Source organism: Marinifilum caeruleilacunae (assembly GCF_013141825.1).
GTDB lineage: Bacteria > Bacteroidota > Bacteroidia > Bacteroidales > Marinifilaceae > Marinifilum > Marinifilum caeruleilacunae.
The window spans coordinates 1-17,514 of the sequence record NZ_RZNH01000034.1 but is presented as its reverse complement, the minus strand read 5'-3'; the positions used below and the strand labels follow the sequence as shown (position 1 = coordinate 17,514).

The following is a 17,514-nucleotide window of genomic DNA, read 5'->3' as shown; positions in this document are numbered from 1 at the left end:
ATTGCAATGGCTTTTGTTTTAATTTATTTTACAGCTTCTTCATCGGTTTGGTACCAACTAGCATACATTGCATAGCTGTTGGCAATACGATTAATTTCACCTTCGAGTAGTTCCGGACTGATTTCCTTTATCTTTTTGGCAGGAGAACCGGCATAAACACTTCCCGATTCAACATGAGTTCCTTTGGTTACAACCGAACCGGCAGCAATAATGGAATTGCTCTCAATAACCGCATCATCCAAAACTACAGCTCCCATTCCAATTAAAACATTGTCTTTAATTGTACAACCATGCACAACTGCATTGTGTGCAATTGAAACATTATCGCCAATATTAGTAGGTGATTTTTTATATGTAGCATGAATAGTAGCGTTATCCTGAACATTTACATTGTTGCCTAGCTTAATGTAATGAACATCACCACGAAGAACAGCACTGTACCAAATACTGCAATCATTCCCCATTTCAACATTACCTATAATGGCCGCATTCTCAGCCAGAAAGCAGTTTGCACCGAATTTTGGTGTTTTTCCATTTAAATCTCTAATAAAAGCCATTCTTATTTAGTTTGATTATAAATACAAAGATAATGAAAATTAGATCGGGTGGTCCAAATTGGAGTATGTTATAAAAAAAGTTACGCAAACGATAGCACTAATAATGCTGAATATCAATGAGCTACTTTCTTTTGAAATTGTCATTAAATTAATCAAAAAAGTTATGGATTGTAAGTTTTCGAAGGCGTTCTTATTTAGATTTAAAAGGTTTACGTAAAAAATGATTTGAAATTTTAAGAATTTTTCACACTTTTGACAGCTCAGATTTATTAGGGGTAATAAAAATCTGAAAATTGGAAATAGATTACATAGGGGTAATAAGTGATTTTCCAATTCATTTTATAGAATAATTCTAAAGGGAGCATATTCTTTCTAAAACCTAATTGGGAAAGTAGGTTTTAGAGTGTATATATAGATGTGTATTAATTGTTAATTAACCACTAACTAAAAGTTTATGAAAAAAAGTTTAGTTTCGATGTTAATCCTATTTTTCGTAGGATTGCAGGGCGTTCTAGCTCAAGGTCGAGAAATTTCAGGGGTGGTTACCTCAGCCGAAGATGGGCTGTCGATCCCCGGAGTTTCCGTAATCGTGAAAGGTACAACCATCGGTACCACAACCAACTTCGATGGACAATACTCTTTAAATGTTCCAGAAGGTGAAAGCGTATTGGTTTTCTCTTTCGTGGGTATGACTACTCAGGAAGTAGCTGTTTCAGGAGCTACATTAAATGTAGTTATGGAATCAGAATCTATTGGTGTAGATGAGGTAATGGTAGTTGCTTATGGTGTAACTAAAAAATCTTCGTTTACAGGTTCGGCTTCGACCGTTAATTCTGATAAGTTAAAGGATACTCCTGTAACTTCGTTCGAAAAAGCACTTTCAGGTAACGTTCCTGGTTTGCAAGTATCAAGTGTGTCAGGTCAGCCTGGTGCATCAACTGAAATTCGTATTCGTGGTATTGGTTCATTTTCTGCTGACCAAAACCCACTTTACGTAATTGATGGTGTACCTGTAACAACTTCTTCTACTGGTATTACTTACTCAGGCGAGGAAGGATCTACAACTACTCCATTGTCGACAATTAACCCTGCAGATATCGAATCTGTAACTGTACTTAAGGATGCTGCTGCAGCTTCATTGTATGGTTCACGTGCTGCAAATGGTGTAATTGTTATTACTACCAAGCAAGGTAAGTCTGGTAAAACTAGATTTAACTTTAGCACTTCTCATGGTGTGACTGATTTAGCAATGGACAACTTCGAAACTGTAAGTGGTGAAGATTTCATCATGTTGCAGAGAGAAGGTTTAATGAACAATGCTATTGACCTACAAGGATTATCAGGTGATGCTGCAACTGCTTATGTTGATGGAGTTATGAATAACTACTATCCAACACCTGCTGATGGCAATTTCACAAACTGGGATGACGAATTAATGAGAAAAGGACAAGTTCATAACTATGAGTTGTCTGCTTCTGGTGGTAACGAAAAAACAACTTTCTTTGCTTCTGTTAGTGCAAACCAAACTGATGGTGTTGCTCGTAACTCAGACATGGAAAGAATTACTGGTCGTGTAAACCTAAAACACAAAGCAACTGATAAGTTAACTTTCACTACAAACCTATCTTTTGGTTCTGTAAAGCAAAATATTGCTTTGGGTGGATTCTACTATGCTAACCCATTCTTTGCTTCTCGTCAGTTATTATTACCAACTGACTTAGTAAGAAACCCTGATGGTAGCTTAACTGAAGAGTCAACTTTCGGTTACTACAACATGGTTCGTGAGTACAGCTTGAACGAGCGTTCTTCTGATACATGGAGAAATACTATTAACTCTTCTGTAGAATATAAGATTTTAGAAGGTCTTACTTTCAAATCTACATTCTCATATGACTGGATTAACACTGATAACTTAGTATACTCTTCTCCAGTTTCAAGAGCAGGTAGAGCTAATAAAGGTGAAGTATGGCAAAGAAGTGTTAAGAACAAGATTCTTACTTCTTCAAACATCTTAACATATGACAAAACATTTAATGAAAAACATCACATTAATGTTTTAGCTGGTTACGAAGTTGAAGAAGAAAATAGCTGGGCTATGGAAGCTGAAGGGTACAATGTACCTGAAGGTATTAAAGTAAATGATGGTGCTGCTAAACCAAACGCTGTTGGTGGATGGGATGACACTAATACTTTGATCTCTTACCTAGGTAAAGTTGATTATGACTTCATGAACAAGTACTATGTTTCTGCTAGTATTCGTCGTGATGGTTCTTCAAAATTAGGTGCTGATGAAAGATGGGCTAACTTCTGGTCTGTTTCTGGATCTTGGAGATTATCTCAAGAAGATTTTATTTCTTCTGCTACTTGGTTAGATGACCTTAAAGTTAGAGCTTCATATGGTACAAACGGTACTTTACCAGTATCATGGTATGGTCACAAAGCACTTTACTCTGTAAATGCTTACAATAGCCAGCCAGCACTTGATTACTCTCAAATTGCTAACCCAAGCTTATCATGGGAAGAAAGTAAAAACTTCAATGCAGGTTTCGATTTCCGTGTATTGGGAAGATTCAGTGGTAGCTTCGAGTATTTCCAAAAGAAAACTGAGTCTATGTTGATGCAAGTACCTCTTTCAAGAGTTACTGGTTTCTCTAGCATGTGGCAGAACATTGGTGAAATGGAAAACAAAGGTTGGGAATTCACTTTAAATGCTAACGTATTAAGAGATTCTGAATTGAAGTGGGATGTTTCGTTTAACGTATCTCATTACAAGAATGAAATCACTAAGTTAAGTAATGGTGAGCCAATTTTCGACTTCCCTTACATCAGAAAAGAAGGTGAAGCTTATAATACTTTCTATTTGAGAGATTGGGCTGGAGTTGATCCTGATGATGGAGCTGCTCAGTGGTACGTAATTGACGAAGATGGTAACCGTGCTAAAGATGATAGCGGTAACCACATTAAAACTAAAAATCCTGCACAAGCTGCTAAGGCAATTGTTGGATGTGCTGATCCTGATTTCACAGGAGGTATTAACAATAGCTTAAGCTATAAAGGATTAAGCCTTGATTTCTTATTCAACTTCTCTATTGGAGGTGATATCTACAATCATGCAGCATATAACATGATGGGTGATGGTAATGCTCCTACTGCTAACATGATGGAGAATCAGTTAGACAGATGGCAAAAGCCAGGTGACAAAGCTAGAAACCCTAAGCGTTACTGGAATTCAGATACTCGTTCAAACTGGAACTCATCTCGTCGTATCATGGATAACGACTACCTAAGATTGAAATCATTAACTCTAGGTTATAGTCTTCCAAGCGAGTGGGTGAATAAAGTTTCATTATCCAATGTTAAATTCTACTTTACTGGAACTAACTTGCTAACATTTAGCTCTCAGGATGAAGTAGACGTTGAACAACCAGTACACGGTTCAACTACTTGGGAAATCCCAACTACTAAGACTTATACTTTCGGTGTAAACATTGGATTTTAATTTTTAAAAAAGAAGAAAATGAAGAACAGATTTATATATACCCTATTAGGGGTTGCACTTCTAGGTACCTCTTGCTCTGACTCTTGGTTGGAAGAGGATCCAAGTGATAAATTAGCTGTGGATGGAAGTGTTCAAACTGTAACACAGGCTCAATATGCTATCGATGGTGTTTACGATCAAATGAGTGACGACGCATATTACAATGGTAAGTATATCTTCAACTTTGATGTAATGGCTGATGATATGCGTGCTAGTGAAACTGGTCGTTTGGATGATTACTACCGTTATACTTTCTATACTGAAAGTTCGGATACTGAAATGTGGTCACGTCCATATAGAGCAATGAAAAACGTTGCTTCATTATTAGCTGTAATTGATAATGTAGAAGCAGAAGGTGCTGATGCGATTGCTGCAAGAAATGATATCAAAGGACAAGCATTGGCATTAAGAGGATTAATTCATTTTGATCTTGTTAAGACTTTTGGTAAGCCTTATACTCACGGTGATGCTAATACTGCATTAGGTGTACCAATCGTTACTGATTTGGTTGCTTTTGACCAAAAAATGTCTAGAAATACTGTTGAGGAAGTTTACAATCAAGTTATTGCAGATTTCAAAGCAGGTATCGATTTGTTAAGTAATGATGCAAACCTAGGTCACATCAATAAAGCTGCTGCTCAAGCTTTATTAGCTAGAGTATATCTTTATAAAGGTGATATGGCTAACGCATTAACTTATGCTGAAGAAGTAATTAATAATTCAAATGTATCATTAATGTCTCGCGACAACTATGTTGGTGAGTGGGCAAAAGATGGCATGTCTGAGTCATTATTCGAAATTGTAAACTCTTCAGAAGATAATGGTGGTCTTGAATCAGTTGGTTATTTGTCAGATCCTGATGGTTACGGACAATTTGTAGCAACAGATCCATTTATCGCTAAATTGCAAGCTGCTACATATGATGTAAGAAACCAAATGTTGGCTAAAGATGAGTTAGATCGTATGGGTCGTGTTATGAAATACCCTGGTAAAGCTAATGAGCCTTCATATACTTCTAATACAAGAGTAATTCGTTTGTCAGAAGTTTATTTAATTGCTGCTGAAGCTGCATTGGCTAGCGATGCTGCAAAAGCTGCTGAATATTTGAATGCTGTTATTGAAAGAGCATACCCAACAGAAGATGTAATTGATGCTGATGGTACAACTGTATTGTTTGATCATCCAGCTGATGTTCCTACTGTTACTGCTGCTACTATCAATCTTGCAAGAATTCTTGAGGAAAGAAGTCTTGAGCTTGTTGCAGAAGGACATAGATTCCACGATTTAGTTCGTAATAACTTAACGATTACTCGTGGTGATGACTACTGGGGAACTACTTACAAAACAATTGAGATGACTGATTACAAAATTATTCAGCCAATTCCAAGAATCGAATTGGATGCAAATCCAAATATGGTTCAAAACCCAGGTTACGAAAGCTAATAATCATATTTCTTTCAAATAAATTAAAGGGGCAAAGTGTAAACTTTGCCCCTTTTTCTATACGGTTGATTTCGAAAATTTCACTTTTTTACTACACTCTTCATAAAAATTGGAATTTTTCATTGAAAAAAACGGCTTATTCAGACTTAATCAACTCAAAATCAGACAAATTTTTATACATAAGTTTGATGTAACTTTTTATAATACAAACGTTTGCAAAAAGTAATCAAAATTTCATATCTTTTCTTGTCTAAAATTGGGGAAACGCTACCTTTACCACGTTAAATGACGTTTAAACGCTTGTTTAAGTTGTTTAATAAAGTTCAACAGCAATAAACTAAAAAAACAAAAATTTAATCTGAGATTAAATTAAAACAGTCATGAGTCAAAAGACAAAAGTCATTGAAAAGGAAGAAGTTGTAATTAGATTCTCTGGTGACTCCGGAGACGGTATGCAGCTTACAGGAACACAGTTTTCCGATACTTCCGCATTATTTGGGAACGATGTAGCTACTTTCCCGGATTACCCTGCAGAAATTAGGGCTCCGCAAGGGACAGTAGGTGGTGTTTCAGGATTCCAATTGCATTTCGGGCATAAAGAGGTAAACACTCCTGGTGATTATGCTGATGTATTGGTTGCAATGAACCCAGCAGCTCTTAAAGCAAACTTGAAGTGGGTGAAAGCGAGTGGAACAATCATCGTGAACGAGGATAGTTTTACCGATCGAAACCTGGAAAAAGCAGGTTACGATGCAGATCCACTACAGGATGATAAACTATCAGATTACAATCTGATTAAGGCTAAAGTCACTTCTTTAACTAAAGAGTGTTTGAAAGATTCAGGACTGGATCAGAAAAGTATTCTTCGAAGCAAAAACATGTTTGCTCTGGGTATGGTATACTGGATGTTCGATCGTCCATTGGCACATACCGAAGAGTTTATCGAAAACAAGTTTAAGAAGCACCCTTTAGTTGTTGAGGGTAACAAAAAAGTATTGCGTGCAGGTTATAACTTTGCAAAAACAATTGAAGCATTAGCTTACAACTACAGTGTAGCTCCTGCTAAAATTAAGAAGGGAACCTATCGTAATATTACAGGTAACAAGGCAACAGCATGGGGTTTAATTGCAGCTGCCGAAAAAGCAGGTTTGGAATTGTTCTGTGGATCATATCCAATCACTCCTGCAACCGAAATTTTACAAGAGTTAGCTGCGCGTAAAGATTTAGGTGTAAAAACATTCCAGGCAGAAGATGAGATTGCTGGTATTTGTACTGCAATTGGAGCAAGTTTCGCAGGTAATTTTGCGGTAACTACAACTTCAGGTCCAGGTCTGGCATTAAAAACCGAAGCTGCTGGTTTGGCAGTGATGACAGAATTACCATTGGTAATTGTAAATGTTCAGCGTGGTGGTCCATCTACTGGTTTGCCAACAAAAACTGAACAATCGGATTTAATGCAGGCAATTCATGGTAGAAGTGGAGAGTGTCCAATGCCAGTTATTGCAGCAAGTACTCCATCAAACTGTTTCGAGTATGCTTATCGTGCAAGTAAAATTGCATTGGAGCACATGACACCGGTTATTCTTTTAACCGATGGATTCCTTGCAAATGGTGCAGAGCCATGGAGAATTCCTAAAATGGCCGATCTTTCGCCTATTACAGTGCCATTGGCAAAAGAAGGTGATGATTATATGCCATATGCAAGAGACGAAGAAAAATTAGCAAGAAAATGGGCTGTTCCTGGAACCAAAGGATTAGAACATAGAATTGGTGGATTGGAAAAAATGGATGTTACTGGTACAGTATCATACGTTCCGGAAAACCACCAGGTAATGACCGATATCAGATCAGAAAGAGTTAGAAGAGTAGCTAACTTTATTCCGGATCTTCCTGTTAAAGGTGATGATAATGCTGATGTATTGGTAGTAGGATGGGGTGGAACATATGGTCACCTTACCACAGCAGTACGTGAGCTTCAAGCTGATGACAAGAGCATTGCATTGGCACACTTTAACTATATTTTCCCATTGCCAAAGAATACAGAAGAGGTATTAAAACGCTATAAGAAAATTATCGTTTGTGAATTGAACGACGGACAGTTTGCTGAATACTTAAGAAGCAACTTCCAGGATATTAAATTCGAGCAATACAACAAATTGCAAGGTTTACCATTTACTGTAAAAGAATTGAAAGAGAAGTTTAATCAATTATTGGAGGAGAAATAATCATGGCAGATACATTATTAAAGCAACCAGCTCCTGAGAAATTGACTCCAAAAGATTTTAAGAGTGATCAGGAAGTAAGATGGTGCCCTGGATGTGGTGACCATGGAGTTTTGAATTCGGTACAGAAAGCAATGGCTTTAATGGGAAAACCAAAAGAAGACTTTGCAGTAATTTCTGGTATCGGATGTTCTTCTCGTTTCCCATACTATATGGATACTTACGGATTCCATTCAATTCACGGTAGAGCAGCTGCTATTGCATCGGGTGCAAAGTCGGCTAATCCAGATCTTGAAATCCTTCAGGTTTCGGGTGATGGTGATGCATTGGCAATCGGAGGTAACCACTTTATTCACGCGGTGCGTAGAAATATTGACATGACCATTTTGTTATTCAATAACGAAATCTATGGTCTTACAAAAGGTCAGTATTCTCCTACTTCGAAGCATGGTATGGTAACCAAAACTTCTCCATTCGGAACAGTTGAACAGCCATTCCACCCAGCCGAGTTGGCTTTAGGTGCTCAATCGAAGTTTTATGCACGTTCTATCGATACCAATATCAAGTTAACTTCGGAAATTCTTCTTGATGCAACCAAGCACAAAGGAACTTCGATTGTTGAGGTATTACAGAACTGTGTTATCTATAACGATGGAGCTCACTCTTTAATTACCGATAAAAATACCAAAGAAGAATACCAGTTGGTACTTCGCCATGGCGAAAGAATGATCTTTGGTAAAGAAAAGAACAAAGGATTGGTAATGGGAGGTAATGGTAAACTTGTTGTAGTTACCATTGGCGAACATGGAATCACCGAGCAGGATATTTTGATTCACGATGCTCATACTCCAGATCCACACATGCACTGGTTATTGTCGAATATGACAGCACCAGAGTATCCGGTGGCACTTGGTGTAATTCGTGATGTAGCAGCTCTTTCTTACGAAGAAAAGATGGTACAGCAAATCAAGGATATTCAAGAACAATCATCTATTAAATGTATGGATGATCTATTGAACAGCGGTGATACATGGGAAGTTGAATAGCCTATATTGTAATCGTATATATATCAGAGAGGAAACTATGAGTTTCCTCTTTGTTTTTTACAAAAAAAATTAACTATTTTCGCCAACCTTTTAAAAGTGGACATCGTTCAAGAATAAGGATGAGATTTAATGATCAAAAACATCTTGAATAAGTCATAGAATTAAAGGCATTGGGCAATATTATTAGTATTTTGTAATCGGTATTGCCAAAACAAACAACACACTAAAATAATATTACCTGATATGGAAGAAATTTCGATTTCGAAAATTTACAAGCGCAAGAAGAACGACCGTGATATTTTTCAGGAATTGATGCCTTACAAAGTGAAGGAGATTCTGTTGATTGCAACCTATTACGATGCATATACAATTGTTCGTGAAGGACAGTTTTCCGATAAAATTGTAGGTGAATATTTACAGCTGAATTTATATGCGGCCCCCCGTTTTACCAGTGTTGCTACCAACGAAGAGGCATTAGAAGCACTCCAGAATCGTCATTACGATATGGTGATTCTAATGGCTGGATTGGATAAAGAATCGCCACTGGAACTGAGCCAGCAAATTAAAACGGTAAATCCGGATATTCCTGTTTTGGTTTTGGTGAACAACAATAGCGATCTTGCTTATTTCGATCGTGCTGCCGATAAAATCAAAAACAATATCGATAGAGTATTTGTTTGGAATGGTTCAACCAAGATATTTATGGCAATGACCAAATATATCGAGGATAAAATGAACCTTGAAACCGATACCAAAAGTGGAGATGTTCGTGTAATTCTTTTGGCCGAAGACTCCGTAAAATATTACTCCAGATACCTTCCTCTCCTTTATACTTCGGTAATGACCCAAACCCAGAAGGTAATTTCCGATGAAGGAGATATTGATGAATTACACAAGATTTTGAAAATGCGTGCCCGTCCAAAAGTAATTTTGGTAAGTACATTCGAAGATGCGGTTGAAGTGGTAGATAAATACCTGGAAAACCTTTTGTGTGTAATCTCGGATGTTCGCTTTGCACGCGATGGAAAACTGGATGACGATTCGGGTGTAGATTTAATCAAATACGTGCAGGCCAAAAACATGAGAATACCATGTTTAATGCAGTCGCACGATACCGATAATGCTATTAGAGCCATGCAGGTTGATGCTGATTTTATCAACAAAAACAGTGATACACTGGCATTGGATATCTATAACTTCATTTATACCAAACTTGGATTTGGCGATTTTGTTTTCCGCAACCAAAGTGGAACACGTGTAGCTGTTGCCAAATCGATGGAAGAGTTCGAAGAGAAACTAAGATTTGTTCCTGATGAATCCTTGCTTTTCCACTCCAAGCGAAATGGAATTTCCACCTGGTTAATGGCACGTGGAGAAATTAATGTCGCAAAAAAATTAAGAAGATATCAGATCGAAGATTTTAAATCCGTAAAGGATTTGAGAAAATTCTGTTTGGATGTGTTCGAAGCTTCAAGAATTAAACAGCTAAGAGGTCGAATCATCCGATTTAAGCCAAATATCGTTAATTCGAATCATTATATCGTTCGTATGGGTAGAGGCTCATTAGGAGGAAAAGGACGTGGTCTGGCTTTCCTGAGTAACTTTATCGAGAATATCTACTTTAAGAAACTGATAAAGGACATCAATGTTTCGATTCCTCAAACAGCAATTATTGGAGTTGATGAGTACGATAACTTTATCGAGAAGAATAACCTATACGATAAAATCTACCTGGATAAGAACTATAAAAAGGTGAAGGAATTGTTCCTTAAAGGAGATATTCCTGAAAAACTGGGTAATAAACTTCGTCAGTATCTCGAGGAAATTAATAAACCGTTGGCAGTAAGATCTTCGGGCTTGTTCGAAGATTCGTTGATGCAACCATTTGCCGGTGTTTATGCAACTTATCTGCTACCAAATAACGATCCGGATATCGAAGTAAGATATCAGCAACTGGTAACTGCAATTAAGCTAATTTATGCTTCTATTTTTACGCCTGAAGCACAATCGTATTTCAGTGCTGTCGATTACAAGATTGAAGAGGAGAAAATGGCTGTAATCATCCAGGAGGTGGTTGGTCAGGAATACAATGGAAAATTCTATCCAAATATTAGTGGTGTAGCTCAATCTTACAACTATTATCCATTCTCATACATGAAGCCCGAAGATGGTTTCTCGGTTATGGCAATTGGTTTGGGTAAATATGTTGTTGGTGGAGAGAAAACTCATCGTTTTTGCCCTGAACACCCGAAATTGCAATTGGCTTCTATCGAAGATCAGATTAAAGATTCTCAGAAATACTTCTATGCCATTGATATGGAGAAGGAGAATATCGATTTGGTAAATGATGGAGAAGATGCAGTAACCGTTAAATACGAATTGGCTGAAGCCGAAAAAGACGGCAATTTACTACACTGTGCTTCGGTTTACGATTTCCAGAATGACAGATTAGAACCAGATTTGAATTTGCGCGGACCACGAGTGGTTGACTTTGCAAATATCCTGAAATACAACCAGGTGCCAATTGCACATGCCTTAAGCGTATTGTTGAATATCTTTAAGCAGGCAATGGGAGCTCCGGTTGAAATCGAATATGCAGTCGATTTATCGAAAGGTAAAGATGGAAATCCGACTTTCCATTTGTTGCAAATTAAACCACTAATTCGTCAGGAAATGAGCGTTGAAATTGACATGTCGAAGGTAGATCGCAACAAACTTGTTATGCTTGCCAACAAAGGTATGGGTAATGGTAAGGTAAATCATATCCGCGATGTAATTTACATGGATTTGGATAAGTTCGACAGAACCAAAACCGAAGAGATGGCCGAGGAGATGGAAGTTCTGAATCAAAAAATGAAGGAACAGGATCGACAATATATCCTATTTGGTCCGGGCCGTTGGGGTACTCGCGATAAGTTCACTGGAATACCAGTTCTTTGGTCGCAAATTTCAAATGCAAAGGTAATTGTTGAACAAGGTCTCGAAGATTTTCCATTGGATGCATCCCTGGGATCTCACTTTTTCCACAATGTAACATCAATGAATGTAGGTTATTTCTCAATTAAGAGCAATTCAGACTATAATTTTGTGAACATGGAGGTTCTTGATAAGCAGGAAAAAGTAGAGCAAATCCACTACTTTAAGCATGTGCGATTTAAGGAGCCATTGGAGGTTTTAATGGACGGTAAAAAACAAACTAGTGTAATTAGTTTTAAATAATACAAGGAGGCTTAAAGCCTCCTTTTTTACGTATAAAAAAAGGCTGATCGATAGATCAGCCTTTTCAATATCATTTGAAATGAATTAAGCCTGGTATGAATCGATACCAGCTGTTTCCATTTTACGATCTACTTTCTTTACCAATCCCTGGATCACTTTACCAGGACCAACTTCAGTAAAAGATGAAGCGCCATCAGCAATCATATTCACCATAGTTTGAGTAAAACGTACCGGAGCAGTTAACTGTGCAACAAGGTTTTTCTTGATTTCAGCAGGATCAGTAACTGGTTTTGCATTTACGTTTTGGTAAACAGGACATGCTGGAGTTGCAAAAGCTGTGTTTTCGATAGCTTCTTCAAGCTCAACACGAGCAGGTTCCATTAATGGTGAGTGGAAAGCACCACCAACTTTCAATGGTAAAGCTCTTTTTGCACCAGCTTCTTTTAATTTTTCGCAAGCAAGTTCGATACCTTTCATGCTGCCAGAAATTACCAACTGACCAGGACAGTTGAAGTTCGCAGGAACAACTACTTCCTCAATTTCAGCACAAACTTTCTCAACAGTTTCATCATCTAAACCGATGATTGCAGCCATAGTTGAAGGTTCCATTTCGCAAGCTTTTTGCATTGCCATAGCACGCTGAGAAACCAATTTTAAACCATCTTCGAAAGATAGAGTTCCGTTTGCTACCAAAGCAGAGAATTCACCCAATGAGTGACCTGCTACCATTTCTGGTTTGAAATCTTCACCTAAAGTTTTGGCTAAAATTACCGAGTGCAAGAAAATCGCAGGTTGAGTAACTTTGGTTTGTCTTAGATCTTCGTCAGTTCCTTCAAACATCAAATCAGTAATACGGAAACCAAGAATTTCGTTAGCTTTTTCGAAAAGTTCCTTAGCAAGTTCCGAATTTTCGTATAGGTCTTTACCCATACCTACAAATTGGGCACCTTGTCCCGGAAATACATATGCTTTCATATTCATTCTCAATTTAAACGATCGGTCTAGTTAATGACCAATCATCATGGTAAGTTTTGAATTATTCGGGCACAAAGATATCTAATCCGTTCGCAATCTGCAATTTTAGAATTGCTTATGCTTACGGATTAAAATATGCACCCTTTCAGGTTGATAAATTTTAAATTGTTTTCGCAGAAATTAATCGAATAAATTCTTCCCTGGTTGCTACCTTTTCAAAAGCACCAGTAAAATCAGAAGTTGTTGTAACCGAATTTTGTTTCTGAACACCACGCATCGACATGCACAAGTGCTGAGCCTCGATTACTACCGCCACTCCTAAAGGATTCAAAGTATCCTGAATACAATCTTTAATTTGTGTTGTTAAGCGCTCCTGCACTTGTAAACGACGCGCAAAAGCATCAACAACGCGAGCTACTTTACTAAGACCTGTAATGTATCCATTCGGGATATAAGCCACATGAGCTCTACCTACAAATGGCAGCATGTGATGCTCACACATCGAGTAAACCTCAATATCTTTTACAATTACCATCTGCTTATAATCTTCCTTAAACATGGCCGATCGTAAAATATCTTCTGGTTTGATATGGTATCCCTGAGTTAAAAATTGCATGGCTTTGGCAACACGTAAAGGAGTTTTCTCCAGTCCTTCTCGTTCTGCATCCTCACCAAGTAATTCCAAAACTTTTTTATAATGATACATCAGTTCTTCTGTAGTTTCCTGATTGTATTTTTCTATTTTTGTGAATCCTTTATCTTCTTGTCCGTTAATTGAAAATTCCATTCGTCACAGTGTTTTTAATAAGTCGTTGTTTTGCTTTGCAAAATAAGTAATAATTTCACCTTTATAACAAACTTTTACATGCTTTGTTTTAGCTAAGTTCTTGCATTTATGGATATTTTACTCGTTTCAGAGACTTTTGAGGTACTTAAAAATTTTATTTCTCAACTCGAATTGGAAGAAAATTTAGGTCAAAATTATGCCCGTTTCACTCATAATGACCAATCTGTTGATATCTTAATTTCGGGCTATGGAGGAAGCATGTCGGTATATTCCTATACCCAGGCTCTTACAAAGAATAAATACGATTTGGTATTGCATTTTGGACAGTGTTATGCCTTAAAAGATCAGATTGAAAAAGATCAGATGCTTTGTATAATTGACGATTACTTTGGAGATATTGGAATAGGAGCAGATCATAGTTTTGCTTCGGTCTTTGATCTTGGCCAAAGGAATAAAAACGAATTGCCATTTAAAAATGAGATTTTGGAAAATGATAGTTTGATACCAGGCGTTTTTTCAGATCTGAGAAAGGCAAGTGGCATTACTTGCAACACGATTCCCAACCAGGTTAATGCAATTGCAAATGCTTATGTGAAAAATTATCCCGATGTAATTAGCAGGGAAGGAGCAAATATGCTTTATGTCTGCCAGAAAGAATCTGTAAGCTTAATTCAGCTTTTCTATGTTATTGATCGAATCGAAAATGCTCACAATGCAGATGAACCAAGCGAATCAATGATAAAATCGGTAAACGAGAAGATTGAATTGATTTTTTCAGGATCGGAAATCGCTATTTCCTAAAGTGCACCAATACGGCTTTCTTGTAATATATGGCCTGAAATAAACCTCGTGTAAACATGAAGCCCAGCATGGCAATCCAAAGTCCGTGATTTTCTAGTGAGTTATTCAAGAAATAGTAAAGCGGAATAAAAATGAATATGGTTGCTGCAAGCATGGTTTTCCTCATGTAACTTGAAGCTGTAGCTCCTATAAAAATACCATCCATTAAGAATGAAGCAAAACTTAAAATTGGCAACAGAATTATCCACTTCAGGTAATCTCTTGCAATTCTAATGGTCGATTCTGCATCGGTTAATACGGATAAGATATCAATGCCAAATAGGCCATAGGCAATGGTGAAAATTACACTGATGCCAATTCCCCAAATAAATAGCAATCGGATTACCTTTGAAAGGTTTTTCGAGTTGTTGGCCCCAATAAATTTTCCAACCAAGGCTTCGGCAGCAAAGGCAAATCCATCCATAAAATAGGAGAAGATAAAAAGGAATTGAAGCAATAAAGAATTCACTGCAAGAATTTCTTTGTTTACGCTTGCCGATTCGGTGGTGAAAAAAGTAAAAACAAAAATAATGCAGAGTGTTCTGATAAAGATATCTTTGTTTACCAGGAAAAAGTGCTTTAACTCCTGCACTTTCATCATTCCCTTCGCACTCCAGTATTTAAATAATCGACTGTAGTTTTTAAAGACAAAGAAGAGAGCAATAAACAGGCTACAGTATTGTGCAATTAGTGTTCCTAAGGCAACACCCCTGGCATCGAGTAGTAATCCATACACAAAAAATGCCGATAATGCGATATTAATGACATTTCCTGTAACTGCTATAAGCATTGGCGTTTTTGCGTTTTGCATCCCAATAAACCATCCGTTTAATGCATACAATCCAATGGTTGCCGGAGCAGCCCAAACACGAATGTAGAAGTACGATTTTGCAATGGATTCGACCGACTCTTCACTTTCGATTAGCCAGAAACTGAGCATTTCGATTGGTTTTTGGAGGATCAGAATCAATATACTACCTACCAGTGCAACTGTTAAAGCTCTGGAAAGGGAAAGTATGGCTTCACTCAAATTTCGTGCTCCATATGCCTGAGCTGTAATGCCTGTAGTGCCCATTCTCAGGAAGGCGAAACCCCAATATAAAAAATTGAAAATGGTACCGCCTAAAGCAATAGCCCCAATAAAGTCTACTTTACCCAAATGTCCCATTAAGGCCAAATCGACCAATCCCAAAAGGGGAATGGTAATATTACTAACAATATTAGGTAAGGCGATATTTAAAATTTTCCTGTTCACAATTCAATTTTTTATCAGGACACGAAAGTAGCTAAAAATCTTGTTTTCAAGAATATTTAAAAAGCACAAAAAATAAAAGACAAAAAAGTCTTAAAATAATTTGGATTTAATCTGAGTAAAAATTAGATTTGTTTTTAGTGACAAATAAACCTATATCAACCATAAGAAAAAGATAAAATATATGGCTTTCGAGTTACCAAAATTAGCATATGCATATGATGCACTAGAGCCGCATATCGATGCCAGAACAATGGAAATACATCATTCTAAGCATCATGCGGGATATACAAATAATTTAAACGCTGCTATCGAAGGAACTGATTTGGCAAATCAGAGTATTGAAGAAATACTAGGCAATATTTCACAGCATTCAGTTGCAATTAGAAATAATGGAGGCGGATTTTTTAATCACGATTTATTCTGGAAAGTGATGTCGCCAAATGGAGGTGGACAACCGACTGGAGATTTGCTTTCGGCCATTGAAAAAGATTTTGGATCTTTTGATTTTTTCAAAGCTGAATTCGCTAAAGCTGCTGCAACACGATTTGGTTCGGGTTGGGCATGGTTGGTAAAACAAGCCGACGGGAAGTTGGTTGTTTCATCAACAGCAAATCAGGATAATCCATTAATGGATATAGCAGAAGTGAAAGGAACACCAATTCTTGGATTGGATGTTTGGGAACACGCATATTACTTAAAGTTTCAAAATAGAAGACCTGATTACATCTCAGTTTTCTGGGAAGTAATCAATTGGGAGGAAGTGGCTAAACGCTTTCAGGATTAGTTTTGTTTATTGTTTTTTTGATTTTGGGGCCGGTTCTTTTTTAAAGGGATCGGCCTTTTTCTGTTTTTTTATTGAATTTGTAATTTTTTATTGTGAAATTGAAGAGAAAATCAAAAACAATAAAATATGGAACACAAACTACCTACCTTATCTTATGAATTAGGCGGATTAGAGCCTTATATTACAAAGAGCACTCTTGAATTTCATTACGGAAAGCATCATCAGGCTTATGTTACGAATTTGAACAATTTAATTAAAGGAACCGCTTTCGAAGAAGCAAGTCTTGAAGATATTGTAAAGCACTCCGAAGGAGGAATTTTTAACAATGGTGCACAGGTTTATAATCATACTTTTTACTTTGAAGCCTTTAAGGCGAATGGAGGTGGAGAACCAAAAGGAAAATTGTTGGAAGCGATTCAATTGGCATTCGAATCATTCGAAAATTTTAAGGCCGAATTTACCAAGGCTGGAGCTACATTATTCGGTTCGGGTTGGGTTTGGCTGGTTGTTGATGCAGCTGGTAAACTTAGCATTATGCAGAAAAAGAATGCTGGAAACCCATTAAGAGATGGTTACAAACCAATTTTAACCATGGATGTTTGGGAGCATGCCTACTATCTGGATACTCAAAATGCACGTCCAAAGTACATCGAAAACTTCTGGCAATTGATTGATTGGGATCTGATCGAAAAAAGATTTGAAGTGAGTCGTCCTAAAATAGGTTGACACATTTATAAATTAATTATATGATCCAGTGAGGCTAGCCTCACTGGATTTTTGATGTATAAAATTAGGTGTTTTATAATTCAAACTCAAATGAGGTCTCTTGTTATTATAGATCCAAACAG

At 37.2% G+C, this 17,514-nt stretch carries 12 protein-coding genes; 8 read left to right on the top strand and 4 right to left on the bottom strand.

Going from position 1 to position 17,514, the window contains the following annotated elements; all coding sequences use genetic code 11:
* Positions 1-23: 23 nt before the first annotated feature.
* On the bottom strand, positions 24-557 hold the full coding sequence (locus tag ELS83_RS16795; protein WP_171596707.1) for a gamma carbonic anhydrase family protein: 534 nt from the start codon (positions 555-557) through the stop codon (positions 24-26).
* A gap of 454 nt (positions 558-1,011) precedes the next feature.
* On the opposite strand from ELS83_RS16795, the gene ELS83_RS16790 reads away from it, so the two are divergent.
* The 5 genes from ELS83_RS16790 (at position 1,012) to ELS83_RS16770 (ending at position 12,025) form a co-directional block, all read left to right on the top strand.
* Positions 1,012-4,056, top strand: a complete 3,045-nt coding sequence (locus ELS83_RS16790) for a SusC/RagA family TonB-linked outer membrane protein (protein ID WP_171596706.1) — start codon at positions 1,012-1,014, stop codon at positions 4,054-4,056.
* Positions 4,057-4,074: 18 nt separating this feature from the next.
* On the top strand, positions 4,075-5,538 hold the full coding sequence (locus tag ELS83_RS16785; protein ID WP_171596705.1) for a RagB/SusD family nutrient uptake outer membrane protein: 1,464 nt from the start codon (positions 4,075-4,077) through the stop codon (positions 5,536-5,538).
* A 380-nt stretch (positions 5,539-5,918) separates the two neighbouring features.
* Positions 5,919-7,763 (top strand): 2-oxoacid:acceptor oxidoreductase subunit alpha, encoded by a 1,845-nt coding sequence (locus tag ELS83_RS16780; protein ID WP_171596704.1) that lies wholly within the window; start codon positions 5,919-5,921, stop codon positions 7,761-7,763.
* 2 nt (positions 7,764-7,765) lie between these two features.
* Positions 7,766-8,806 carry a 2-oxoacid:ferredoxin oxidoreductase subunit beta gene (locus ELS83_RS16775; protein ID WP_171596703.1) on the top strand — a complete coding sequence of 347 codons (1,041 nt, stop codon included), beginning with the start codon at positions 7,766-7,768 and terminating at the stop codon, positions 8,804-8,806.
* A gap of 243 nt (positions 8,807-9,049) precedes the next feature.
* Entirely contained in the window at positions 9,050-12,025 is a 2,976-nt protein-coding gene (locus ELS83_RS16770) for a PEP/pyruvate-binding domain-containing protein (RefSeq protein ID WP_171596702.1), read from the top strand.
* Between the two features lie 84 nt (positions 12,026-12,109).
* On the opposite strand, the gene fabD is transcribed toward ELS83_RS16770, so the two are convergent.
* Together fabD and folE are read right to left on the bottom strand one after the other, a co-directional pair.
* Entirely contained in the window at positions 12,110-13,000 is an 891-nt protein-coding gene (gene fabD / locus ELS83_RS16765) for an ACP S-malonyltransferase (protein ID WP_171596701.1), read from the bottom strand.
* Between the two features lie 160 nt (positions 13,001-13,160).
* The gene (gene folE, locus ELS83_RS16760) at positions 13,161-13,787 is read right to left on the bottom strand and encodes a GTP cyclohydrolase I FolE (RefSeq protein ID WP_171596700.1); all 627 of its coding nucleotides are present in this window, start codon (positions 13,785-13,787) and stop codon (positions 13,161-13,163) included.
* A 108-nt stretch (positions 13,788-13,895) separates the two neighbouring features.
* Here folE and ELS83_RS16755 point away from each other — a divergent pair, with 108 nt between their 5' ends.
* On the top strand, positions 13,896-14,588 hold the full coding sequence (locus ELS83_RS16755) for a hypothetical protein (protein WP_171596699.1): 693 nt from the start codon (positions 13,896-13,898) through the stop codon (positions 14,586-14,588).
* Here the strand turns inward: ELS83_RS16755 and ELS83_RS16750 are convergent.
* On the bottom strand, positions 14,578-15,882 hold the full coding sequence (locus ELS83_RS16750) for an MATE family efflux transporter (protein ID WP_171596698.1): 1,305 nt from the start codon (positions 15,880-15,882) through the stop codon (positions 14,578-14,580). The genes ELS83_RS16755 and ELS83_RS16750 overlap by 11 nt on opposite strands.
* Before the next feature lie 181 nt (positions 15,883-16,063).
* On the opposite strand from ELS83_RS16750, the gene ELS83_RS16745 reads away from it, so the two are divergent.
* Both ELS83_RS16745 and ELS83_RS16740 read left to right on the top strand, forming a co-directional pair.
* Positions 16,064-16,666, top strand: coding sequence for a superoxide dismutase (locus ELS83_RS16745; protein WP_171596697.1), 603 nt, complete (start codon positions 16,064-16,066; stop codon positions 16,664-16,666).
* 126 nt (positions 16,667-16,792) lie between these two features.
* On the top strand, positions 16,793-17,392 hold the full coding sequence (locus tag ELS83_RS16740; RefSeq protein ID WP_171596696.1) for a superoxide dismutase: 600 nt from the start codon (positions 16,793-16,795) through the stop codon (positions 17,390-17,392).
* Positions 17,393-17,514: the final 122 nt, after the last annotated feature.